General features: G+C 68.3%; 23 protein-coding genes. 9 read left to right on the top strand and 14 right to left on the bottom strand.

Annotated elements, in window-relative coordinates:
• Window positions 1-106 precede the first annotated feature (106 nt).
• Complete coding sequence (pcaQ, locus tag P2T65_RS03665; RefSeq protein ID WP_276199215.1) at window positions 107-1024, top strand: pca operon transcription factor PcaQ; 918 nt, start codon at window positions 107-109, stop codon at window positions 1022-1024.
• On the opposite strand, the gene P2T65_RS03660 is transcribed toward pcaQ, so the two are convergent.
• Window positions 1014-1904 carry a helix-turn-helix domain-containing protein gene (locus tag P2T65_RS03660; protein ID WP_276199214.1) on the bottom strand — a complete coding sequence of 297 codons (891 nt, stop codon included), beginning with the start codon at window positions 1902-1904 and terminating at the stop codon, window positions 1014-1016. The genes pcaQ and P2T65_RS03660 overlap by 11 nt on opposite strands.
• Window positions 1905-2011: 107 nt before the next feature.
• Here P2T65_RS03660 and pobA point away from each other — a divergent pair, with 107 nt between their 5' ends.
• The gene (pobA, locus tag P2T65_RS03655) at window positions 2012-3181 is read left to right on the top strand and encodes a 4-hydroxybenzoate 3-monooxygenase (RefSeq protein ID WP_276199213.1); all 1170 of its coding nucleotides are present in this window, start codon (window positions 2012-2014) and stop codon (window positions 3179-3181) included.
• 191 nt (window positions 3182-3372) lie between these two features.
• Window positions 3373-4143 carry a pseudouridine synthase gene (locus P2T65_RS03650; RefSeq protein WP_276199212.1) on the top strand — a complete coding sequence of 257 codons (771 nt, stop codon included), beginning with the start codon at window positions 3373-3375 and terminating at the stop codon, window positions 4141-4143.
• 234 nt (window positions 4144-4377) lie between these two features.
• On the opposite strand, the gene P2T65_RS03645 is transcribed toward P2T65_RS03650, so the two are convergent.
• Genes P2T65_RS03645 through P2T65_RS03635 form a run of 3 tightly spaced genes read right to left on the bottom strand, consistent with a single transcriptional unit; the run spans window position 4378 to window position 7233 of the window.
• Window positions 4378-4719, bottom strand: a complete 342-nt coding sequence (locus P2T65_RS03645) for an antibiotic biosynthesis monooxygenase (protein WP_276199211.1) — start codon at window positions 4717-4719, stop codon at window positions 4378-4380.
• 35 nt (window positions 4720-4754) lie between these two features.
• On the bottom strand, window positions 4755-5114 hold the full coding sequence (locus tag P2T65_RS03640) for a VOC family protein (protein ID WP_276199210.1): 360 nt from the start codon (window positions 5112-5114) through the stop codon (window positions 4755-4757).
• A 43-nt stretch (window positions 5115-5157) separates the two neighbouring features.
• Window positions 5158-7233 carry a TonB-dependent hemoglobin/transferrin/lactoferrin family receptor gene (locus tag P2T65_RS03635; RefSeq protein ID WP_245282627.1) on the bottom strand — a complete coding sequence of 692 codons (2076 nt, stop codon included), beginning with the start codon at window positions 7231-7233 and terminating at the stop codon, window positions 5158-5160.
• Between the two features lie 289 nt (window positions 7234-7522).
• On the opposite strand from P2T65_RS03635, the gene P2T65_RS03630 reads away from it, so the two are divergent.
• Genes P2T65_RS03630 through P2T65_RS03615 form a run of 4 tightly spaced genes read left to right on the top strand, consistent with a single transcriptional unit; the run spans window position 7523 to window position 10501 of the window.
• Window positions 7523-7699 (top strand): hemin uptake protein HemP, encoded by a 177-nt coding sequence (locus P2T65_RS03630; RefSeq protein ID WP_082831684.1) that lies wholly within the window; start codon window positions 7523-7525, stop codon window positions 7697-7699.
• Between the two features lie 5 nt (window positions 7700-7704).
• Complete coding sequence (locus tag P2T65_RS03625) at window positions 7705-8622, top strand: hemin ABC transporter substrate-binding protein (RefSeq protein ID WP_063188653.1); 918 nt, start codon at window positions 7705-7707, stop codon at window positions 8620-8622.
• 14 nt (window positions 8623-8636) lie between these two features.
• On the top strand, window positions 8637-9713 hold the full coding sequence (locus P2T65_RS03620; RefSeq protein ID WP_276199392.1) for an iron chelate uptake ABC transporter family permease subunit: 1077 nt from the start codon (window positions 8637-8639) through the stop codon (window positions 9711-9713).
• Window positions 9710-10501, top strand: coding sequence for a heme ABC transporter ATP-binding protein (locus tag P2T65_RS03615; protein ID WP_063188655.1), 792 nt, complete (start codon window positions 9710-9712; stop codon window positions 10499-10501). Before P2T65_RS03620 ends, P2T65_RS03615 begins: the two co-directional genes overlap by 4 nt.
• 53 nt (window positions 10502-10554) lie before the next feature.
• On the opposite strand, the gene P2T65_RS03610 is transcribed toward P2T65_RS03615, so the two are convergent.
• The 8 genes from P2T65_RS03610 to P2T65_RS03575 form a co-directional block, all read right to left on the bottom strand.
• Window positions 10555-11406, bottom strand: a complete 852-nt coding sequence (locus tag P2T65_RS03610) for a universal stress protein (protein WP_276199209.1) — start codon at window positions 11404-11406, stop codon at window positions 10555-10557.
• Window positions 11403-13100: a cation:proton antiporter family protein gene (locus P2T65_RS03605; protein WP_071924739.1), complete on the bottom strand. Its 1698-nt coding sequence runs from the start codon at window positions 13098-13100 to the stop codon at window positions 11403-11405. Before P2T65_RS03605 ends, P2T65_RS03610 begins: the two co-directional genes overlap by 4 nt.
• An 83-nt stretch (window positions 13101-13183) precedes the next feature.
• The gene (locus tag P2T65_RS03600) at window positions 13184-15943 is read right to left on the bottom strand and encodes a cation-transporting P-type ATPase (RefSeq protein ID WP_082464733.1); all 2760 of its coding nucleotides are present in this window, start codon (window positions 15941-15943) and stop codon (window positions 13184-13186) included.
• A 261-nt stretch (window positions 15944-16204) separates the two neighbouring features.
• Entirely contained in the window at window positions 16205-16603 is a 399-nt protein-coding gene (locus tag P2T65_RS03595) for a periplasmic heavy metal sensor (protein WP_276199208.1), read from the bottom strand.
• The gene (locus P2T65_RS03590; RefSeq protein ID WP_055458520.1) at window positions 16600-17031 is read right to left on the bottom strand and encodes a hypothetical protein; all 432 of its coding nucleotides are present in this window, start codon (window positions 17029-17031) and stop codon (window positions 16600-16602) included. The genes P2T65_RS03595 and P2T65_RS03590 overlap by 4 nt, the downstream gene beginning before the upstream one ends.
• Entirely contained in the window at window positions 17028-17639 is a 612-nt protein-coding gene (locus tag P2T65_RS03585) for a sigma-70 family RNA polymerase sigma factor (protein WP_276199207.1), read from the bottom strand. The genes P2T65_RS03590 and P2T65_RS03585 overlap by 4 nt, the downstream gene beginning before the upstream one ends.
• A gap of 15 nt (window positions 17640-17654) precedes the next feature.
• The gene (locus P2T65_RS03580) at window positions 17655-18044 is read right to left on the bottom strand and encodes a hypothetical protein (protein ID WP_276199206.1); all 390 of its coding nucleotides are present in this window, start codon (window positions 18042-18044) and stop codon (window positions 17655-17657) included.
• 47 nt (window positions 18045-18091) lie between these two features.
• Entirely contained in the window at window positions 18092-18532 is a 441-nt protein-coding gene (locus P2T65_RS03575; protein WP_245316385.1) for an EF-hand domain-containing protein, read from the bottom strand.
• 179 nt (window positions 18533-18711) lie between these two features.
• On the opposite strand from P2T65_RS03575, the gene P2T65_RS03570 reads away from it, so the two are divergent.
• Entirely contained in the window at window positions 18712-19134 is a 423-nt protein-coding gene (locus tag P2T65_RS03570) for an EF-hand domain-containing protein (protein WP_276199205.1), read from the top strand.
• Window positions 19135-19174: 40 nt separating this feature from the next.
• Window positions 19175-19600 (top strand): BA14K family protein, encoded by a 426-nt coding sequence (locus P2T65_RS03565; RefSeq protein ID WP_276199204.1) that lies wholly within the window; start codon window positions 19175-19177, stop codon window positions 19598-19600.
• A gap of 55 nt (window positions 19601-19655) precedes the next feature.
• Here P2T65_RS03565 and cydX read toward each other — a convergent pair whose 3' ends face one another.
• Window positions 19656-19802, bottom strand: coding sequence for a cytochrome bd-I oxidase subunit CydX (gene cydX / locus P2T65_RS03560; RefSeq protein WP_055458525.1), 147 nt, complete (start codon window positions 19800-19802; stop codon window positions 19656-19658).
• A 12-nt stretch (window positions 19803-19814) separates the two neighbouring features.
• Window positions 19815-20972, bottom strand: coding sequence for a cytochrome d ubiquinol oxidase subunit II (cydB, locus tag P2T65_RS03555; protein WP_063188672.1), 1158 nt, complete (start codon window positions 20970-20972; stop codon window positions 19815-19817).

Below are 20972 nucleotides of genomic sequence, written 5' to 3'. Positions count from 1 at the left end.
CGGCGCCGTCCTTCTTCGGAACCATAGTGCTGCGCGAAAATGTTTCTGTAAAATGATAATAATGCAGGTTATGATAACCCCTGTGTTATCTATCGTGGGGGCCTGCATGGCTGACGGGCGTGTGCGCTTGCGCCACCTCAGGACCTTTCTCGAAGTTTCCCGCCAGCATTCCATTGGCAAAGCGGCGGAGGTCCTCAACGTCAGCCAGCCGGCGGTGACGAAGACGATCCGGGAGCTCGAAGCAATCCTCGGCGCGCCGCTGTTCGACCGTGAGGGTCGCGGCATCCGCCTGTCGCATTACGGCGAAGTGTTCCTACGCCATGCGGGGGCGAGCATTGCCGCCGTGCAGCAGGGCATCGACAGCGTCGCCCGCGCCCGGGCGGGCGGCGGCCCGCCCATCCGTATCGGCGCCCTGCCGACGGTCTCGACGCGCATCATGCCGCGCGCGATGGCGCAGTTCCTGGCGGCACGGACCGGTAGCCAGACCAAGATCGTCACCGGCGAGAACTTCGTGCTGCTTGACCAATTGCGCCTCGGCCAGCTCGACATCGTCGTCGGTCGCCTTGCCGCGCCCGAGCAGATGGCGGGCCTCGCCTTCGAGCATCTCTATGCCGAGCAGGTCCGTTTCGTGGTGCGCACCGGCCATCCCCTCCTGTCGGGCCGGCTCGACTTCGCGCGCATCCGGGAGTTCCCCATCCTGATGCCGACCCGCGGCTCCGTCATCCGCCCCTTCGTCGAGCGCTTCCTGCTCGCGCACGGCATCGCCGAGCTGCCCGGCGAGATCGAGACGGTGTCGGACGCGTTCGGCCGCGCCTTCGTGCGCAGCTCGGACGCGGTGTGGATCATCTCCGAGGGCGTCGTCGCCGCCGACGTGGCCGACGGCCTGCTGCAGTTCCTGCCGATCGACACCTCCGAGACGCGCGGCGCGGTGGGCCTGACGACGCGGCAGGGCGAGGCGAGGCATGCCGCGATGGAGATCCTGTCGCGCGCCATCCGCGACACGGTGGAGGTGCTCAGGCTGTGAGCGCCGCCTCCTCACTCCGCGAGAGGGCACGGAAGCGGCTCGGCGTCACGCCCGCCGCCCGCGTGAAGAAGCGGGTGAAATAGGCCGGGTCCGCATAGCCGAGGATGATGCCGATCTCCTTGACGCTGAGGGCGCTGAACTTGAGGTAGCGCTTGGCCTCGACAAGGACACGGCCCTCGATGGCCGAGAGTGCCGTCGTGCCGAGTTCGCGCCGGCAGATGCGGTTGAGATGCGTCGTGCTGATGCCCAGCGCCCCGGCATAGAAGGACAATGCGCGGTTGTCCCGGTAATGCCGGTCGACCAGCGCCTGGAAGGCGCGCAGATGCCGGGCCGCAACGGCGGCCGCCCCATCAGCGGTGACCGGGCCGGCACGGCCGATGCGATGGATCGCGAGGAACAGCAGCACCAGGCGCGCCCTGACGGCGAGGGCCTGGCCGGGTGCCGCCCGGTCCGCCTCCTGCGCGAGGCGGGCGATGTCGGCCGCGAGCGGCGACAGCCCCTCCGTCTCGGGCCCGAGGATGCACGGCCGCGCGAAGCCGGCCAGGATGTCCGGCACATCGGCGAGGAGGCCGGCAAGGTCGCGCTCGAAGAGCGTCAGCACGAAGCCTTCCACGTCGGGCGAGAAGGCATAGCCGTGCACGGTGAGCGCCGGCACGGTGACGAGCGCCGGCGCCGCCAGCGCCGTTTCCAGCCCGTCGAGCGTCACCCGCGCCGCACCGCGGGCGAGGAACAGCACCTGGAAGAACTGCTCGTGCCGGTGCGGGGCGATGTGGAAGCCGTAGAGCCGGCTGCGCGAGGTGATCGTCTCCCAGTGCAGCCAGTTCTGTTCCTCGGAGTAGGTGTCCTCGCCGTAGAGGGCATAGACGGGGATGTCGGTCATGTTCGTATCGTCCAACGCTTTGTCGGCTCCGTCCATTGGCAATCATATCCGCCCTCCACAGACTTCTCGCCAATGACGAGCGGCCGCGAAGGCCGCGGGAGGACGACATGCGCACCCAGGTTGCGATCATCGGGGCGGGGCCCGCCGGGCTCATGCTCGGCCGGCTGCTGGAGCGGGCCGGCATCGAGGCCGTCATCATCGAGCGACGCAGCGCCGACTACGTCCTTGGCCGCATCCGGGCCGGCGTCCTCGAGCAGAGCACGGTCGAACTCCTCGCCCGCGCGGGCGTCGATGAGCGGCTGAAAACGGAAGGCCTCGTGCACGACGGCGTCGAGATCTCCTTCGACGGCGACATGCACCGCATCGACTTCTCGGGTCTCATCGGCCGCCACGTCACCGTCTACGGCCAGACCGAGGTGACCCGCGACCTCATGGAGGCGCGGACAAGCTCCGGCGCCTCGTCCATCTATGAGGCCGAGGACGTCTCGATTCACGATTTCGACGGCGCGCGCGCCCGCGTGCGCTACCGCAAGGACGGCGTCACGCACGAGATTGCCTGCGATTTCATCGCCGGCTGCGACGGTTTCCACGGTGTCACGCGCGCGAGCGTGCCGAAGAAGGCGCTCCAGCTCTTCGAGCGCGTCTACCACTTCGGCTGGCTCGGCGTGCTCGTCGACAAGCCGCCCGTGGCGGAGGAGCTGATCTACGCCCACCACGAGCGCGGCTTTGCGCTCTGCTCCATGCGCTCGCCGAGCCGCAGCCGCTATTACGTGCAGGTGGACGCCGACGAGAAGGTCGCGGCCTGGTCGGACGAGCGCTTCTGGGACGAGCTGCGCCGCCGCCTCAACCCGGAGGTGGCGGAGCGGCTCGAGACCGGGCCCAGCATCGAGAAGTCCATCGCGCCGCTGCGCAGCTTCGTCGCCGAGCCGGTGCGCTTCGGCCGCCTGTTCCTTGCGGGCGATGCCGCCCACATCGTGCCGCCGACCGGCGCCAAGGGTCTCAACATGGCGATGCACGACGTGCGTCTGCTAGCCGACGCCCTCATCCAGCACTATGGCGACAAGTCCGACGCCGGCATCGACAGCTATTCGGCCAAGGTCCTCGCCCGCACGTGGAAGACGGAGCGCTTCTCCTGGTGGATGACGTCGCTGCTTCACGTCTTCCCGACGACCGGCGCCTTCGGCCGCCGCATCCAGCGGGCGGAGTTCGACTATCTGAAATCATCGCGCGCCGCGGCGACGTGCCTCGCCGAGAACTACACCGGGCTGCCTGACTGAGCGGCCGGGTCGCGGCCGGCGGCGACGGCAGCGCTGCATTGCAGCAGCGATATTGCATCGCGGTATGAAAGATCCTAAAGCGCCTGCCGGCGACCCATCCGGCAGGAGCAGGATCCATTGCACGCAGGCCTGATACCCTGCCCACCCCGCGCGATCCGTCACGCAGCGGCCCGCGCCCCCGGCGGCCGGGCGTGAACCGGCCTCTTCCGAGGGGCCGGGGCGGACCCCGGCACACAGCAGGCGCCGTCGTCAGCCTGCCGCGCGCCCTGTCGAAGCTCGGCTTCTGCTCGCGCACTCAGGCCGAGGCCCTGATCGCCGAGGGACGCGTCAAGGTCGACGGACGCACGGTCCGCGATGCGACAGTCCGGGTCGATCCAGGCCGGGCGCGCATCACGGTCGACGGCAGGCCGGTCGTCGCCGAGCGCAAGGTCTACCTGATGCTCAACAAACCGCGGGGGTTCGTGACCACGCGCGACGATCCCGCGGAACGGGCAACGGTCTACGATTGCCTCGACGGCCTCACCCTGCCCTTCGTCGCTCCAGTCGGCCGCCTCGACAAGGCGAGCGAAGGTCTTCTCCTCATGACCAACGACACGCGCTGGGCCCAGCGCCTCCTTGATCCAGCCTCCGATGTCGAGAAGACCTATCACGTGCAGATCGACCGCATGCCGGACGAAGCATTGCTCGCCCGCCTCACCGCCGGTCTGACGGTCGACGGAGAGCACCTGTCCGCGAGATCCGCCGCCGTACTGCGGGCCGGACAGCGCAACGCCTGGCTCGCTATGGTGCTCAACGACGGCCGGAACCGCCACATCCGGCGGATGCTCGGCGCGCTCGGTATCGAGGTCCTGCGCCTCGTGCGCGTCGCGATTGGCGGCATCGCGCTCGGCGACCTGCCCAAGGGCGCCGTGCGGCACCTTACACCTGCTGAAAAGGCGCAGCTCGATCGGGCCCCGCGCTGAGAAGCATCCGTGACGGAAGGGCGCGCCGGTCCAGTCGGGACGGCTGACGCACAGTTTCGGCCGGCGGCGCCATCCTTGGGCGTTTTCCGGAGCGGTTCAGCCGGCCGGCCTGCCGCTCAGACCGCGTTGCCGGCCTCGAGCCGGCTGCGACCCCCTGAACAGGGCGGACAGGAAACGGGCGCGCCCGGCAGGAGCGCGCCGTTTTGCCTTCTCCAGAATGCGGAGGTCTCACCCTCAGGCGGCGGCGTTCACCCGTTCGCCATCCTTGGTGACGGTCTGGATGATCTCGAAGCCCTCGAACTGCGGATGGCCGAGGTAGAGCACCTTGTTTTGCCCGGCATCCTTGTGGGCGTTGCGGAAGGCTTCCGACTTGGTCCAGCCTTCGAAGGCCTCCTTGCTCGCCCAGACCGTGTGCGAGGAATAGAGCACGTGGTCGTCGTGCTGGGGCCCGCGCAGCAGGTGGAACTCGACGAACCCCGGCACCTCGTGCAGGTAGACGTCGCGCTCGCGCCAGACCCGCTCGAAGTCGGCGCAGGAATCGGGATGAACCTTGAAGCGGTTCATGGCGATGAACATGGTTTCTTCTCCTTGGATGGATCTGGGCAGGCGCCTCACGACGCCAGGGGCGCGCCGCACTTGACGAGGTTGTTATCCTCGTCGAGCACGGCGAATTCGCGCAATCCGTAGCTGGTGTCGGCCGCATCCGTGAGCCGCGGCCAACCTTCCCGCGGCAGGCCCGCGGCCTCGAAAGCCTCCCGCCAGGGCGCAAGATCGCTCACCCTGAGATAGCAGCCGGCGATATTCTTCGTCGGCTCCAGCTCGGGAAAGGCGAAGAAATGCAGCTCGATGCCGCCGCGGCGCAGGATCAGGTAGTCCTCGTAGCGATTGGCGAGGGCGAAGCCGCACCGCTCGCAGAAGGCGATCGTGCGCGCGAAATCGCGGCTGGGCAGAACCGGTATCGCGGTATCCATCGGAATCCTCGGCATCGGTCCCTCTCGGCTGCTGCGACCGCAACTACTTCGCCGCGAACTTGACGGTGAGCGCGAACTTCGCCGTGAGGCCCGGGCTCGGCTCGGAATTGAGGTACTGCGTGTACTGGCGATCGAACACGTTCTTGACGATGACGTCACCCCGGATCCGGTCGCTGTACTGATAGGAGGCGAACAGGTCGACGAGACCGTAGCCCTTGGTGGGGTTCGACACCGTCTCCTTCGAACCGTCGACGAAGGTGAGTCGCGTCCCGACCGTCAGCTTGTCGTCGAGGAAGCGCAGGCCGAGCGTCGTGCTGACCTGATCCGGCATGACGCTGTTGAGCGGCATGTTCGTCTGCTTGTTCTTGCCTGTGATATGCGTCGCCGCCAGCGAGATGAAGCCGCCGCCCCAGTCATAGGCGGCCTCCAGCTCGACGCCCGTGAGCCGCGCCCTGGCGACGTTCTGGTACTGCTGGTCGTGGAATTCGACGCAGGGCGTGCCGGGGAACCGGCAGAACGCCGCCGGGAAGCCCGGCGCCACCGGGATCCGGTAAGGCTCGCCGACCTCCACCATGTCGATGAAGTTGGTGACGTTGTTGAGGAAGACGTTGGCCTTGCCGCGGAACTTGTCGTTCTCGGTGAAGATGCCGTCGTACTTCACGTTGACGCCGGCTTCCCAGGTTTTGGCGACCTCCGGCTTGAGGCCGGGGTTGGGCAGGATGTTGAAGGCCGGGAACGGGTGCGTGCCGGCGATCAGCGTCTCCGTCACGGTCGGCGCGCGATAGCCCTCGGCATAGGTGCCGTAGAGCTCGATGCCCTCGATCGGCGTGACGCCGACGGTGATCTTCGGCGACAGGCGGCTGCCGCTCGATTCATTGCCCCCGCCCTCGAGCTTGTAGTCGTCGAAGCGCAGGGCGCCGATGACGCGCAGCCAGCCGCCGTAGCGCAGTTCGTCCTGGACGAAGGCACCGGCGAGGCGCCGCCGGCCTGACGGCGTCAGCGCCGAGGCGAAGCCGCCGGCCGTGTCGGTGGTGGTGACGTCGTCACGCAACGCATCGAAGCCGATGGTCAGCGCATGGTCGACGGCGGCCGTGCTGAAGCGCGCCGTGTTGTAGACGTCGAAGCCGAGGGTGCCGATATCGAAGCGCCGCGCCGCGCCGGCACGCGCGCCGAGGAAGCTGTAGGCCGAGGTCGGGTTGATGAGGCGCTGGTCGTCCGTCGTCGTGGCGTAATAGCCCTTGATCGACAGGTCGAGCCAGGGCACGTCCGGCCGCTGGAAGCGGTAGCCGAGCGTATAGGTGCCGGTCTGCACCTCGTGGCCGAAGCGCGCGCCGACGGCCTGGCCGGCATCGTTGTAGGCGCTGTTGGTGTAGCTGTATTCCTGGAACAGCGCAGTCGCCGAGATGGTGTGGCCGTCCGCCGGGCGCAGGTTGAACTTGACGTTGCCGGCCGAGATCTGGGTGCCGGTGTCGCGGATGGTCGTGCCGCTGCCGTCCTTGTAGGGCGTCTCGTTGCGCCAGACGAACTGGCCGAAGACGTCGGCCGCCGTGCCGAGCCGCGCACCGATCATGGTGCTGTTCACGAAATTGGCGCCGTTGGTTCCGGCCCCGAGACGCTGGACGACGCCGATCTGCTCGTCCGCATCAAGGACGTCGTCGATGGTGCGCGTGCGAAAGGCAACGACACCGCCGATGGCGCCCGAGCCATAGATCGTCGACACCGGACCGCGCGTGATGTCGATGCCGCCGACCAGTTCCGGATCGAGATAGAAGCTGCCATTGGCGCCATGCCCGCTCTTGCCGTAGTTCTGCCGGGCGCCGTCGACGAGCACGGCCACGCGGCCGAAATCCTGCATGCCGCGAATGTTGATGGCCTGGCCCGGATCGTTGACGTCCGTCGACGTCGTGACGCCCGGCACGCCGAGGAATACGTCCGAGATGCGCGAGGGCTGCAGGCGGGCGACGTCGCGCTCGCCCACCGTGCTGACACCCGCCAGCGCATCGATGACCCTATCCTCGGTCTTCGTTGCCGTGACCGTGATCTCATCGAGCGTCACCTCCCCGCCCGGAGCAGCCGGCTGGGTGGGCCCATCCTGCGCCAGTGCGGTCGACAGAGCCATGAAGGAAACCGTGGCGCAGAGCGCCGCGCGAGCCGTAACGCGCATGTGATCGAAGCCCCCCGAATGTCCGAATTTGACTGGTTCGGCTGGCTGGCTGCGGGCTTCGAGGCCCCGGCTGGCTGGCGCTGTCGCGCTCCTGCCGAGGAGCGCATTTGCGCTTCCTATACGCCTTGTGTATGCACGTCAATCGAAGCAAAACCGCAGTAGTTTTGTACTATTCAAAACTTCTGTAAAGTTGAGAATCGTTCGAAACAACTTTTCGAACAGTTAAAAGGAAACGGCTGTCGCCATGTCCACGTCATCCCTGCCTTCCGCGCCGAGTCCGGGTCCGCTCAAGGCCACCGAACCGCCCACTATCGATGTACGCTCGCTCTTCGCGGGCGGCCGCGAGGTGGTGCTTCTGCACAAGGGCGAGCGCTATCACCTGCGCATCACGGCCAATGACAAGCTCATCCTGACGAAGTGACGGCCATGACCGGCAGACTGCAACACCTCCTGTCACGGCGCGCCTTGAACGGGCTGCTGGCCGCCGCCCTCCTCCTCGCTCCCGCGCCGCTCGCACTGGCGCTGTCGGGCGAACCGCCGGGCGGCAACCGTATCGTCGCCGTCGGCGGCGCCGTCACGGAGATCCTCTACGCCCTCGGCCTCGAGGCGCGCATCGCCGCCGTCGACACGACCAGCACATTTCCCGAGCAGGCGCTGAAGGAGAAGCCGAACGTCGGCTATGTCCGCGCCCTGTCGGCCGAGGGCATCATCGCGCTCAACCCGTCGCACGTCATCGCCATTGGCAATGCCGGGCCGCCCGACGCGATCAGGCTGATCAAGGAGACGGGCGTGCCCTTCACGCAACTCCCGGATGAGCCGACGCCCGAGGGGATCGTGGGGAAGATCGAGACCGTCGGCCGGCTGACCGGAACGGAGGCGAAAGCCGATGTGCTTGCCGCCGAGGTGCGCCGCAGCTTCGCCGACCTCGCGGCGACGCGGGAGCGCATCGAGAAGCCAGTCAAGGCCCTCTTCGTCCTCGCCATGCAGAATGGCCGGCCGCTCGTCGGCGGACACGCCACCTCGGCCGACGCGATCCTGCGCCTCGCGGGTGCGGAGAACGCAGCCGGCGCCATCGAGGGCTTCAAGCCGATGACGGACGAGGCCATCATCGCCGCGGCGCCGGACGTCATCGTCATGATGGCCAACGGCGGCCATGCGGCCGGTCGCGCCGAGGAGGTCTTCGCCGCGCCCGCCTTCGCCGGCACGCCGGCGGCGAGCCGGCGGGCGCTCGTGACCATGGATGGGCAACTCGTCCTCGGCTTCGGCCCGCGGGCACCGCAGGCAGCCGGGGAACTGATGCGCGCCTTCTATCCGGCGCTGGCGACGGGTGAGAAAGCGCCGTGAGCACGGATGCCGCCATGGCCGGCGATGCGATCGACGCCGCACTGGCGCGGCGCCGGCTGCGCGTGCTCGTGCTCTTCCTCCTGCTCGGCGCCGGCGTCGTCATCGTCTCGGTGCTATCCATCGGCACCGGGGCGCTCGCCCTCGCTCCCTCCCGGGTGGTCGCGGTTCTGCGCGCCGTACTCACCGGAACGGTGCCGGAGGATATGGCGCGCGATGCGCTCGTCGTCGCCGGCATCCGCCTGCCACGGACCCTGCTCGGCGTGCTCGTTGGGGCATCGCTCGCCGTCTCAGGCGCTCTGATGCAGGGGCTGTTCCGCAACCCGCTCGCCGATCCGGGGCTTGCCGGCGTCTCCGCCGGGGCCGCCTTCTTCGCCGCCGGCATGATCGTGCTCGGCGAGCGCCTGGTCGCCCTGACCGGCCCCCTGCCCTTCATCACCTTGCCGATGGCGGCCTTCGGCGGGGCGCTTCTCACCACCTTCACACTCTATCGAATCGCGACCCGCGCCGGCCGCACCTCCGTCGCGACACTGCTCCTCGCCGGCGTTGCGCTCGGGGCTCTCGCCGGCGCGCTCACGGGTGTGCTCACCTTCCTCAGTGACGACCGGCAGCTGCGCGATCTCACCTTCTGGTCCCTCGGCAGCCTTGGCGGCGCCACCTGGGCGAAGACGGCGACGGTCGCTCCGGCCATCCTGCCCGTGCTCGTCGCCGTGCCGTTCCTCGCCCGCGGGCTCAACGCCCTCGCGCTGGGTGAAGCGGAAGCCTTTCACCTCGGCATCGCCGTCGAGCGGGTGAAGCAGGTGGCGATCTTCCTCGTCGCCGTCGCCGTCGGCGCCTCGGTCGCCGTCTCGGGCATCATCGGCTTCGTCGGCATCGTCGTGCCGCATCTGCTGCGCCTCGCCATCGGGCCGGATCACCGCGTGCTCCTGCCTGCGAGCGCCCTCCTCGGCGGCATCCTGCTCGTGCTGTCGGACATGCTGGCACGCACGCTCGTCCAGCCCGCGGAATTGCCCATCGGCATCGTCACCGCGGCTATCGGCGCGCCCTTCTTCCTCTGGCTGCTGCTCACCGGCCGCCGGAGCCTCGCCCTATGACCGCCGTCGTCACCGCCACCGGCATCGGCCTCGAGGCCGCCGGCCGGACGATCCTCGCGCCGATGGACCTCGCACTCGCTGCCGGTGAGCTCACCGTCGTCATCGGGCCGAACGGCGCCGGCAAGTCGACGCTGCTCAGGGTTCTTGCCGGAGAAGTCGCGCCGGCGAGCGGCGCGGTCGTCTATGGCGACACGCCCGTCGCCGCCATGCCGCCGTGGCGCCTCGCCGCGAAACGGGCCGTGCTGCCGCAGAGCACGCAGCTCGCCTTCCCGTTTACCGTCGCCGAGGTGGTGCGCCTGGGGCTCGACGGAGCTGGCAATGCGGCCGAGCGGCTGGACATGATGCGCCGAGCGCTCGCTGCGGCCGATGTCGGCCATCTCGCCGGTCGCAACTACCAGACCCTCTCCGGCGGTGAGCAGCAGCGGGTGCAGTTCGCCCGCGTGCTGGGCCAACTCATGGTCGGCGGCAGGCGGGAGAAGCACCGCGCGCTCTTCCTCGACGAGCCGGTCGCGAGTCTCGACCTGAGGCATCAGCTCGCCCTGCTCGAGCACGCCCGGCGCCTCGCCGGCGAGGGCGTCGCCGTGCTCGCCATCCTGCACGACCTCAACCTTGCCGCCGCCTATGGCGATCGGCTGGTTGTGATGAAGGCCGGCGCCGTCTTCGCCGACGGTTCCCCGGAGAAGGTCCTGACGGACGCACTCCTGCGCGACGTCTTCAAAGTGGGGCTGAGTGTCGGTGCCGTGCCGGCAACCCCCTTCGTGCTGCCCCGCGCGGCTGCGGGAGGCTGAACGGCTGGCAGGAACGCTGCCATCGCCCCGCGTCGGCCCGAGCGGCGTCGATGCTACAGCCCGCGCGATCGCGAGACGATCCGCGGCACGATGAGGACGTCCGTCGATCCGTGGCGGATCAGCTCAGAGCTGACGCTGCCGAGCAACCCGCGGGCGACGGCGCGACGCGCGTGCGAGGAGACGGCCACCAGGTCACAGCCGGCACTTTCGACGAGATCCGCAATCGCCAAGCGCGGCGGCGCATCGACAATCCTGATGTCGAGCGGCATGCGGTGTCCCTTCAGACCGGCCGTGATGCGGGCGCGCGCCTCCTGAGCGATTCGCGCGCGATAGTCGTCGCGGATCTCCCGTTCGACACCGGCATAGTGCAAGAGCCCTTCGGCCGGGGCGCTGACGGCATGCAGCAGCGTCGCCCGTCCCGGAGCGGCCGTGCCAAACCGGGCCAGCACGTGGAGGAGTTCCGGCCCTTCGTCGCTCTCGACGCCCACTAGTGCGTGGCGATAGGGCGCGCCGTCGATCCGGACGATGAGCACCGGCACGGCCGATACGCGGATCAGCCGCTCGACGGTGGTGTCGCGGAAAAGGTCGCGCAACGGGCTGCGCCGATGGTCGCCCGCTACGATCAGGTCGGCATGCGCCTGGGTGGCTGCGCGATGCAGCGCCCAGAAGACGTCACCAACCACCACCTCGCAGCTGACATTCACGCCGCCGACGGTGGCCGCCTCCTGGTCTATCGTCTGCTCGGCCTCGACGACCCGGTGATCGAGAATGTGCCTGGGCAGCCCGTCATCGACGGCATGGACAAGCAGCAGGCGGGCCCCGGCACCTGCCGCGATGGCCGCCGCCCGCCGAAGCGCGACGCCGCTGCGCTGCGAGAAGTCGGTAACGGCCACGATCGTCTTCATGTCGGCGTCGCCTCCTCCACCATGCTGGCCAATTCCTCGTCGAGATCGGCGATCTGCTTGGCCGCCGCCGTCGCAGCATCGTCGAAGGGATAGAGAACGAGGTCGATGCCCCCGCTCTCCTTGAGGCGACGCGCTTCCTCGTCATCGCGTGCGGTGATGGCGACCCGGCCTGCGAACCGATGCGAACGAATCGCCGTGATCAGCCCGCTGTGCGGATCCGTCTCGGTCAGAAGGATGGCGCCGTAAGGAACGGACAGGACGATCCAGCGTGCCTGAACCAGCGGCAACTCGGACCAGAACTCCTGTTCTGCAACGTCGCCGTAGCGCACCTGCCAGCCCTCGTGTGACAGACGCCGGACGGCCTGCGGATCGAGATCCACGCCGAGCACGCTGTAGCCGGCGTCGTCGAGGCGCCTCAGCAACTGGCTACCGAAGCGGCCGAGCCCGAAAACGATGACGTCGACGGCCGGCCGCTGTTCGTCGTTTTCCGCGGCCACCTCCCTCCCATCGCGGAGATCGAGCGGACGCAGCAGCGGCCGCGCCCATACATAGAGCTCATGGGAATAGGTGATCATGTAGACGGACAGCGCAATCGTCACGAGCCCTACCAGGGTGACGAGTCCCACGGCGGACTGATCGACATGGCCGAGGCTGAGCCCCATGGTTATGAAGATGAGCGAGAATTCCGAGATCTGCGCGACCGTGAGGCCCGCGAGGAACCCCGTGCGGGCGCGGTAACCCATCCAGGCCATGATCAGGATGACGATCAGTGGATTTCCGACGAGCACGAACAGCGAGAAGACGATGGCGCGTGTAAAGTCCTCCCCGAGCGTGGAAAGCTCCAGCGTTGCACCGATCGACAGAAAGAAGAACAGCAGCAGGAAGTCCCTCAAGGCTGCAAGCCGCGCCGAAACCATGTCGCGATAGGGCGTGGAGCCGATGGAGATGCCGGCGGCAAGGCCGCCGAGTTCCTTGCCGAGACCGATCGTGTCGCCGATGGTGGCCGCCGTCGCCGCCCATCCGATGGAGGCGATGACGAGCAGTTCCGGCGTGCGGGCAAGACGGCTCATCAGCGGATCGGCCAGATAGCGAACGAACAGGACGAGCAGCACCACGACCGCGAAGAGCGAACCGAGCACCATGGCGAGGTCGCCGAGCCCGCTACCACCCTGAGCGGCGCCGATCCCGATCGTGGACAGGACCACCATCGCGATGACCACCACGATGTCCTGAACGATCAGGAAACCCAGAGCGATCCGGCCATGAAGCGTCTCCAGCTCACGCTTGTCACTCAGCAGCTTCACCACGATGATCGTCGAGGAGAAGGTCAGCGCGACCGCCACATAAAGGCTGGTAAGCCAGTCGAGCCCAAGCGCAAGGCCGATGAGGAACCCGATGCCCGCGGTGAAGGCGACTTGACCGAGACCGGTGGCCAGGGCGACGGGCCCCAGGGTCTTGATCAGGCGCCAGTCGAGTTTGAGGCCGACGAGGAACAGCAGAAGCGCCACACCGAGTTCGGCCAGGAAACGGATCTGGCTCGCCGTCTCGGCACTGCTGTCGAAGAACGCGGCCGCCGCGATGCCGACGGCGATGAAGCTTACGATGACGGGCTGCCGCAGCACTGCGCCCAATAACCCGACGGCGGCGGCTGCCAGCAGCAGCCATGCGATCTCCTGGAAAACGACGTCAGCCATGTAGCTCGGATCCCTGCCTCGTGCCGTCGGACCGCTGACTGTTCTCCTTCGATCCTACGTCATTTCCCGCATCTTACTTCGGCTTATCGGGAGACGAGGCGCTTTTCGACCTCCACGATCACGAGGAGCACGATGCCGACGGCGATGATCGCCAGCCCGTCGGTGAAGGATACCGGACTGCTGCCGAAGACTGTCTGCATGACGGGCAGATAGGTGAAGGCCAGTTGCGCCACGACGACGGTCGCAAGACCCATGAGCACGGCGGGCGTGCCGAGGACGCCCTGGAGGGTCAGCGACGGGCCGTGTACGTAGCGGACGCTGAACAAATAGAAAATCTCCATCACGACGATGGTGTTGACGGCCATCGTGCGTGCCGCCTCGACGGAGAGGCCACGGGCGCTCGCCCACGCATAGATGCCGAAGGTGCCGGCAACCATCAGTGCCGAAACGAAGAGAATGCGCCAGAGGAGGCGCCCCGACAGCAGGGGTTGGCCGGCTGGGCGCGCCGGCCGCCGCATGGCGTCAGGCTCCGTCGGCTCGAAAGCGAGGGTGAGGCCGAGCGCGACCGCGGTGACCATGTTGATCCAGAGAATCTGGACCGGCGTGATGGGAAGGGTCAGGCCGAACAGGATGGCGAGAATGATGGTAAAGGCCTCGCCGCCGTTCGTCGGCAATGTCCAGGCGATCACCTTGGTCAGATTGTCGTAGACCGTGCGTCCCTCGCGCACGGCCGCGACGATGGAGGCAAAGTTGTCGTCGGCGAGGACCATCTCGCTCGCCTCCTTTGCCGCTTCCGTGCCCTTGCCGCCCATGGCGACGCCGACATCCGCCCGTTTCAGGGCCGGGGCGTCGTTCACGCCGTCGCCCGTCATGGCGATGATGGAGCCGTCCCGCTGCAGCGCCTCCACGAGGCGCAGCTTGTGCTCGGGGCTGGTTCGGGCGAAGACGGTGGCCTCGCGCGTGTACCTGTCGAAATCGTCCGCGCTGGCGGCGTCGAGATCCTGGCCAGTCACGGCCTTCGGGTCGTCCGCGAGACCGAGCTGGAGCGCGATGGCGCGCGCGGTCGCCGCGTGATCACCCGTGATCATCTTGACCTTGATGCCGGCCGCCCGGCATTCGGCGATGGCGGCCATCGCCTCCGGGCGCGGCGGATCGATCAGCCCGACGAGGCCGAGCAGCGTCAGGTCGTGCTCGACATCGTCCGACGCCAGTGCACGGGCGCCGGCGTCCATCGTCCGGCGTGCGAGTGCGATGACGCGCTGCCCGTCGGCCGCTAGGGCATCGATCCGGCTGTGCCAGGCCGCGCGATCGATCGGCTCTTCGCCCTCGAGGGTCGCCACGCGCGAGGCCATGGCGACGATGCGTTCGGGCGCACCCTTGACATAGGCGACGGGCGGGTGCCCGTTTCGGGCGTGCAAGGTTGCCATGTAGCGGTGGCGGGAATCGAACGGCACCTCGTCGAGGCGGGTGAAGCCGGCGCGCGCCGCGGCTGTGTCGTGCCCCGCCTTCATGGCGAGCGACACCAGCGCCCCTTCCATCGGATCGCCGTCGACGATCCAGTCCCCGTCACGCCGCCGCAGTTGCGCATCGTTGCACAGCAAGGCCGCAAGCGACAGTTCCTCCAGCACCGGATCGGCGGCCGGATCGAGCTCGCGCCCGTCCTTCGCCCGGAAGTTGCCCTCGGGCCGGTAGCCCGTGCCGTCGACTCTGATCTCATGGTCGGCAGTCACAACCGCGCTTACCATCATCTCGTTGCGGGTCAGGGTGCCCGTCTTGTCCGAACAGATCACGGAGACCGAGCCCAGCGTCTCTACGGCCGGGAGGCGGCGGATGATGGCGTTGCGGCGAGCCATGCGCTGCACGCCCACGGCGAGCGTGATCGTCATGACGGCCGGCAGACCCTCCGGAATGGCTGCAACGGCAAGGCCCACCACCGCCATGAAGGCATCGTCGAGATCATGGGACTGGACGAGCACGGCATAGCCGAAGACGAGGGCCGCGACGCCGAGCACCACGGCCGAAACCTGCCGTGCAAACTCATCCATCTGGCGCACGAGCGGCGTGGTGAGCTGCTCGACAGCACCGATCATCGTGCCGATGCGGCCAAGTTCCGTCGCTGCGCCCGTCGCAACGACGACGCCCGTGCCCTGGCCGGCAGTGACGAAGGTGCCGGAGAAGGCCATGGAGACGCGATCGCCGAGGGCTGCATCGAGGTCGACGGGGTCCAGGGCCTTGTCGACCGGAACGGATTCGCCCGTGAGAATTGCCTCGTCCACACGCAGGCTGCGCGCCTTGACGAGGCGCAGGTCCGCCGGCACCCGATCGCCCGCCTCGAGCAGGACGATGTCGCCCGGCACCGCCTCGTCCGCCGGGATCGTCAGACGCCGGCCATCGCGGATCACGGAGGCGTGCGGATCGATCATCGCGCGGATCGCCCCGAGCGCCTGCTCCGCGCGCCCCTCCTGGACGAAGCCGATGATCGCATTCACGACGACGACGGCGGCGATGACGAGAGCGTCGGTCTCGTGGCCGATCATCGCCGCAAGCACGGCCGCGCCAAGAAGCACGTAGATGAGCAGGTTGTGAAACTGCAGCAGGAAACGCATCAGAACGCTGCGCCGCTGCCCCTGGGGCAGGCGGTTGGGACCGAAGCGTTCGAGCCGCCGCGCCGCCTCCGCCTCGCTGAGGCCGTCCGGACACGATCCGGTCGCCTGCAGCGCCTCGGCCGGCGTGACGGCATGCCAGGTCCGGTCGAGATCCAGCACGGCCTGCTCCCCTGAGACGCCGCGCTCGGCAGGATGGGCCGACGACATGGCATGGGATGCAGAAGTCAGGCTGCGCATGCGTCGGGCTCCCCTGCAATGCCCGCCGCGGGATCAGGCGCGGTGGGCCGACGGCGATGACAGCCGCGCGGCAGCGCTGGCAGGCATCGGCACCGAAGACTAAAGGAACGCACGCGGCGCGCTCTTGACCGGGATCAATGGCCCCGGCAGATGCCGCGGGTGGGCGTGAGGCCGTCCGCATCGTGCGGACTGTTTTTCATGCACGACAGGCTGCGGCCGCTCCGCGGGACCATGGCGCGTGACGATCTGCAAATGCGCCCGTCAGGGCCTGCCCGCGTCCTGTCGGGCGCGCAGCGTCTGAAGAAGAAGATCCTGCATGAGCCGCTGCAGTGCGTCCGTCGCTGTGCGCACGTCCTCCATCGCCCGCTCCACCGCCTTTTCGTCGAGTGGCGTCGCATTGGCCGCCGCGGCAAGGGTGCGCCTCGCATCGCGCACGTCACGCAGGGCGGTCAGCACGCGTGGCCGGTTGTCTCGCAGCTGACGGCGGAAGCCGGCGCGTATCTCCTCAGGATAGGCCGCGGCAATGCTCTCGGCGAGGAAACCCGCGCCACGCGCCTGACGCTCGCCCCTGACGATGAAGCCGACGAGGAAGACATTCGCGATGAGCGAGATCGCAAGGCCAGCGACCAGAAGGAGCCGGATCGGGACCACTCGTTTCACAGTTCGTCTCCGACGGATCCAAGGCTCTCTACGATATCGTCGAGGCCAGACGGCTCGCCCGCCGCAAATGCGAGAAGTGTGTCGTTCGCCGCCTCCGGGCCCCGTCCGCCGAGCCGATAGCCTGCGGCGGCGGCCACCATGAGGACCAGTGCCAGGCAAGCGGCGACGGCGGAAGAGGGCATATGCCGCAAGGAGGCGGACAGGACATGAGCCGGCCGGCGCGATCCCTCGATCCGCGACAGGACCTTGCGCGCCAGCGCCCGCTCGTCGGCCGGGGCGTCAATAGCTGCGCGCAGCAGGCGGTCGAGGTCGTCGTCGGTGCCGTTGCCCTCCTGAAAGGACCTTGCCTCCTGCCGGTATGGCGGCGGCCATGCGGCCACATCCTCGCCGAAGCGGCGCCGAAGCTGCTCGAAATCATCCCTGTTCATCGCAATCTCCCTTCTTCTTGCTTGTTGTCTGCGCGCACGTCCGTCGTGTGTTCGCGCAGCGTGCGCCGCGCCCGCACGAGCAGTTGCTCGACCGCCCCGGTGCTCGATCCGATGACTTCGGCGATGGCCGGAACGTCGAGATCGGCCACGGCGCGCAGCAGCAGCGCCATGCGCTGGCGCTCGGGCAGACGCGCGAGGCCATGGCGCACTGCCGCGAGCTCCTGCCGCGCCGCGAGGCGCATGTCGGCGTCGACACCGGCCGCCGGCAGCGTCTCCGCCACCTCGTCGAGGCCGATGAAGACACGCAGGCTGCGCCACCGGCGCATGTCGATGCAGCGGTTGGCGGCGATCCGGTAGAGCCAGGTCGTCGCCCGCCCCCTTGCGGGATCGAACCGCCCAGCGCGTTTCCACACCGTGACGAACACGTCCTGCACCACGTCCTCGGCGTCGTCCGCGCTGCCGAGATAGCGCGTGGCGAAGAGGCGAAGGCCGCGCCCATGCCGATCGATGAGCCGGACGAGCGCCGCCTGCTCACCAGCCGCGATGCGGGCGAGTAGACGCTCATCCTCGCCCTGTCCCGGCGTCTCCACGGCATCGGGCGCCTGCACCCGCTCCACCCCACCTCACCTCCAACGGCGGTGGCCGCCGACGGCAACGCCGCCGTCGGGACCCGTGATGCGGCCGACCGAGCGCACCCGGAACGGCCCACGCGCGCTCGCCCGCTCGCCGGAATAGGTCCCGCCGGCCGGCCCGATCGCGGTGTAGCTCCGGCGGCAGCGGTCGACGACGCCGTTGAGGCACGTCGCGCTCGAGGTATAGGTACCGCCGTTCGGGCCGACGCGTGTCGTCTGGCCGCTGTAGACGAGGCCGTCGCCGGTGACATGGCGGCTAAGCTGACCCCCGTGGACGGTGCCGCGCGTCCATTCCGCTGCGGGCGCGACCCCGGCCGTCGCGACGAGGCCGAGAACGGCAAGACAGAGCCGGACCGGGACAGTCGTGGCTGAGTAACGCATGGAGGCTCTCCCTGAACGTGACAGTGGCCGTCGGAAAAGGTCCGTCGTCAACCGCGACGGCCGAGGATGAGGTCGCGCATGAAGGCGATTTCGGCGGACGACAGCCGGCCGTCGCCGTCGCGGTCGGCAACATCGAACAGGATCGTCCGGGCGCGGAATTCCTCTGCCGAGACCCGGCCGTCGCCGTTCGTATCCATCCGCCGCCACGCGCGGCCGAGACGCGCCTGCAGGGCGACCGCGCGATCCATGACGGCGTCGCGCAGGGCTTCGATCTCCCTGTCATCGATCGCACCATCGCCGTCGCGGTCGAAGCGCGCGAAGAGACGCTGCCGCGCCGTGGCGACCTCGTTCCGCGACAGGACGCCATCGCCATCGGCGTCGAGACGTTCGATGAACCGCATATCCGCCGGGCGGGTCTGTGATACCGCGAGGGTTGTCGTGCCCAGGGTTGCGAGGGCCATAAGGACCATCTTCATCAGCGTGTTCATGGCGAGGTTCCTTCCGTTCCTGCCGCGCATCCGCAACTGCGCCGGCCTCGACCAATACGGCCCGCGACGTCTCGTCCTACGCGCCCAAGCGAAACCATGCGCGCCGCGTAGGAGCGCCCGCCAGCCTGCGTAGAACCGTCGTCGGAGCGCTGCAGCGCTCCTCACGAACGGAGATCGGCATGAAGTGGAAAGCTCTCGCAGCGGCGATGCTGGTGCTCTTTCCGGGCAGCGCCTGCGCCTTCGATAGCCCCGGACCCCGTCAGATGTTCAGGCAGATGGACCGCAACGGCGACAGGGCACTGCAATTCTCGGAGATCGCGGAAGCGCGCGCACGGTTCTTCGACAGCATGGACCGCAACGGCAACGGCTTCCTCGACCCAGAGGAAAAGAAGGCGGCAGCCGCGCGCCTGAAGGATGCCGGCAGGTTCCAGGCGGCATCGCTGGAAGGGCTCGAGGCAAGGGCAGAGCGTATGGACGCGAACGGCGACGGCCGCATCTCGCGGGAGGAGTTCGCCCGCTTCGTTCCCGATCGCCTGCGGGGTGCCGACGCGGATGGCAACCGCTCGCTGTCGCTTTCCGAACTGCGGGCGCTCAGGCGTTAGCCCAGTCCCTGCCTCACAAGCCACAGCACCGAGAGATCCAATGAGACACAGGCTGCTCACAGCCGTCCGCGCCGCCGCGCTCGCGCTCGTTTCGGCGGTGACGCCGGCCGCCGCCATGCCGTCCGCGTTCGCCGCCGGCGCATCCACGCTCGTTTCGGTCGCGGAGCCCGATCTCGTCGAGCCGATCGTGCATCGCCGCGGCTTCTACGCCGTCGGCGGCATCTATTACTATAACGGCTACCGCGGCTTCGTGGTGGCCCGCCCCGGCTACCGGTACCACAACGGCTACTGGTTCCCGTCGGCCGCCTTCGCCGCAGGGGTTGCGGCCGGCCGGGCGCTCACGCCGCCCCTGCCGGCGGCGCACATCCGCTGGTGCTACGCCCACTATCGGTCCTACCGCGCGTACAACAACAGCTACCAGCCACATGACGGCCCGCGCCAGCCGTGCTGGTCGCCCTATAGCTGAGCTTCGGCCGGCCACCAACGGCAAGACGCCGCCCGAGGGCGGCGTCTCCTCGCGTTCAGCGGGACGGTCGCTCGCCGTCCGTGGCGCGGATGGGCTCCATCCGCGCCTTCGCCGCATCGTCCATGAGCTCGTACCACATGGCATTGAGCACGGCGAAGGCAGCTGCGAGCGGCAGGCCAAGAAGCCAGGCGAAGTACCACATTGCACTCTCCATTCAATAGGCGTGGCCGCTGCCGTCGCTGATCGCCTTGGCGTCCACCTTGCCCCAGAGGATGCGGTAGACCCACGTCGTATAGGCGACGACGAGCGGCACGAAGATCGCGGTGACCACGAGCATAATGAAGAGCGTCAGATGGCTCGAGGAGGCATCCCACACCGTCAGGCTCGACCGCGGATCGATCGACGAGGGCAGGATGAACGGAAACATCGACAGCCCGACCGTCGAAATGATGCCGAGGATCGCCACCGACGAGGCCAGCAGCGCCGAAACCTCGCGCCGCGCCTTGAAGAAGGCGAGGCTGCCGAGCGCGCCGGCGAAGCCGAGGACCGGCGCGAGCATCATCCAGGAATGGCGGCCGTAGTTCTCGAACCAGACACCGGGAGCCTGCTCGACGGTCTTGGCGAGCGGGTTCGAGGCACCGGTCGTGGCGATCTCGCTGGTGATCCGGTAGCCGTCAACGCCGAGCCACAGCCACAGTCCGCCGAGTGCGAAGAGGACGATCGTGACGAAGGCAGCGATGCTGCCACAGATGCGCGAGCGTTCGGCGACCGGACCCTCGCTTTTCAGCACGAGCCAAGCGCCGCCGTGCATGACGAGCATGGCGACAGAGAGGAGCCCGCACAGGAGGCCGAAGGGGTTGAGCAACTCGAAGAGCGTCGTTCCTTCGTAGAAGATGCGCAGGTCCGGATCGAACCGGAAGGGCACGCCCAGAAGGACGTTGCCGACAGCGACCCCCATGACGAGCGCGGGCACGAAGCCGCCGACGAAGAGGGCCCAGTCCCATCCGGCCCGCCAGACCGCGCTGTCGCGCTTCGAGCGGTACTTGAAGCCCACCGGGCGCAGAATGAGCGCGAAGAGGATCGCAAACATCGCGAGGTAGAAGCCCGAGAAAGACACGGCATAGAGCGGCGGCCAGGCAGCGAAGATGGCGCCGCCGCCGAGGATCAGCCAGACCTGGTTGCCTTCCCAGACGGGACCGACGGCATTGATGACGACGCGCCGCTCCACGTCCGTCTTCGCGACGAAGGGCAGCAGCGTGGCCGTGCCGAGGTCGAAGCCGTCCATCACGGCAAAGCCGATCAGCAAAACGCCGAGCAGCAGCCACCAGACGACACGCAGGGTTTCGTAGTCGATGAGTTGATGCAGAATCAT

Origin of the sequence: Chelatococcus sp. XZ-Ab1, from assembly GCF_029309855.1 — a bacterium.
Classification (GTDB): Bacteria; Pseudomonadota; Alphaproteobacteria; order Rhizobiales; family Beijerinckiaceae; genus Chelatococcus_A; species Chelatococcus_A sambhunathii.
Note: the sequence above shows the minus strand (reverse complement) of the source record. Positions and strands in the feature narration are given on the sequence as shown.

Bases quoted from the DNA above. Each gene is read 5' to 3' on its own strand.
- pcaQ (WP_276199215.1), top strand. From the start codon at position 107: ATGGCTGACGGGCGTGTGCGCTTGCGCCACCTCAGGACCTTTCTCGAA.
- P2T65_RS03660 (WP_276199214.1), bottom strand. From the start codon at position 1,904: ATGACCGACATCCCCGTCTATGCCCTCTACGGCGAGGACACCTACTCC.
- pobA (WP_276199213.1), top strand. From the start codon at position 2,012: ATGCGCACCCAGGTTGCGATCATCGGGGCGGGGCCCGCCGGGCTCATG.
- P2T65_RS03645 (WP_276199211.1), bottom strand. From the start codon at position 4,719: ATGTTCATCGCCATGAACCGCTTCAAGGTTCATCCCGATTCCTGCGCC.
- P2T65_RS03640 (WP_276199210.1), bottom strand. From the start codon at position 5,114: ATGGATACCGCGATACCGGTTCTGCCCAGCCGCGATTTCGCGCGCACG.
- P2T65_RS03635 (WP_245282627.1), bottom strand. From the start codon at position 7,233: ATGGCTCTGTCGACCGCACTGGCGCAGGATGGGCCCACCCAGCCGGCT.
- P2T65_RS03630 (WP_082831684.1), top strand. From the start codon at position 7,523: ATGTCCACGTCATCCCTGCCTTCCGCGCCGAGTCCGGGTCCGCTCAAG.
- P2T65_RS03625 (WP_063188653.1), top strand. From the start codon at position 7,705: ATGACCGGCAGACTGCAACACCTCCTGTCACGGCGCGCCTTGAACGGG.
- P2T65_RS03620 (WP_276199392.1), top strand. From the start codon at position 8,637: ATGGCCGGCGATGCGATCGACGCCGCACTGGCGCGGCGCCGGCTGCGC.
- P2T65_RS03615 (WP_063188655.1), top strand. From the start codon at position 9,710: ATGACCGCCGTCGTCACCGCCACCGGCATCGGCCTCGAGGCCGCCGGC.
- P2T65_RS03610 (WP_276199209.1), bottom strand. From the start codon at position 11,406: ATGAAGACGATCGTGGCCGTTACCGACTTCTCGCAGCGCAGCGGCGTC.
- P2T65_RS03605 (WP_071924739.1), bottom strand. From the start codon at position 13,100: ATGGCTGACGTCGTTTTCCAGGAGATCGCATGGCTGCTGCTGGCAGCC.
- P2T65_RS03600 (WP_082464733.1), bottom strand. From the start codon at position 15,943: ATGCGCAGCCTGACTTCTGCATCCCATGCCATGTCGTCGGCCCATCCT.
- P2T65_RS03590 (WP_055458520.1), bottom strand. From the start codon at position 17,031: ATGAACAGGGATGATTTCGAGCAGCTTCGGCGCCGCTTCGGCGAGGAT.
- P2T65_RS03580 (WP_276199206.1), bottom strand. From the start codon at position 18,044: ATGCGTTACTCAGCCACGACTGTCCCGGTCCGGCTCTGTCTTGCCGTT.
- P2T65_RS03575 (WP_245316385.1), bottom strand. From the start codon at position 18,532: ATGAACACGCTGATGAAGATGGTCCTTATGGCCCTCGCAACCCTGGGC.
- P2T65_RS03570 (WP_276199205.1), top strand. From the start codon at position 18,712: ATGAAGTGGAAAGCTCTCGCAGCGGCGATGCTGGTGCTCTTTCCGGGC.
- P2T65_RS03565 (WP_276199204.1), top strand. From the start codon at position 19,175: ATGAGACACAGGCTGCTCACAGCCGTCCGCGCCGCCGCGCTCGCGCTC.
- cydX (WP_055458525.1), bottom strand. From the start codon at position 19,802: ATGTGGTACTTCGCCTGGCTTCTTGGCCTGCCGCTCGCAGCTGCCTTC.
- cydB (WP_063188672.1), bottom strand. From the start codon at position 20,972: ATGATTCTGCATCAACTCATCGACTACGAAACCCTGCGTGTCGTCTGG.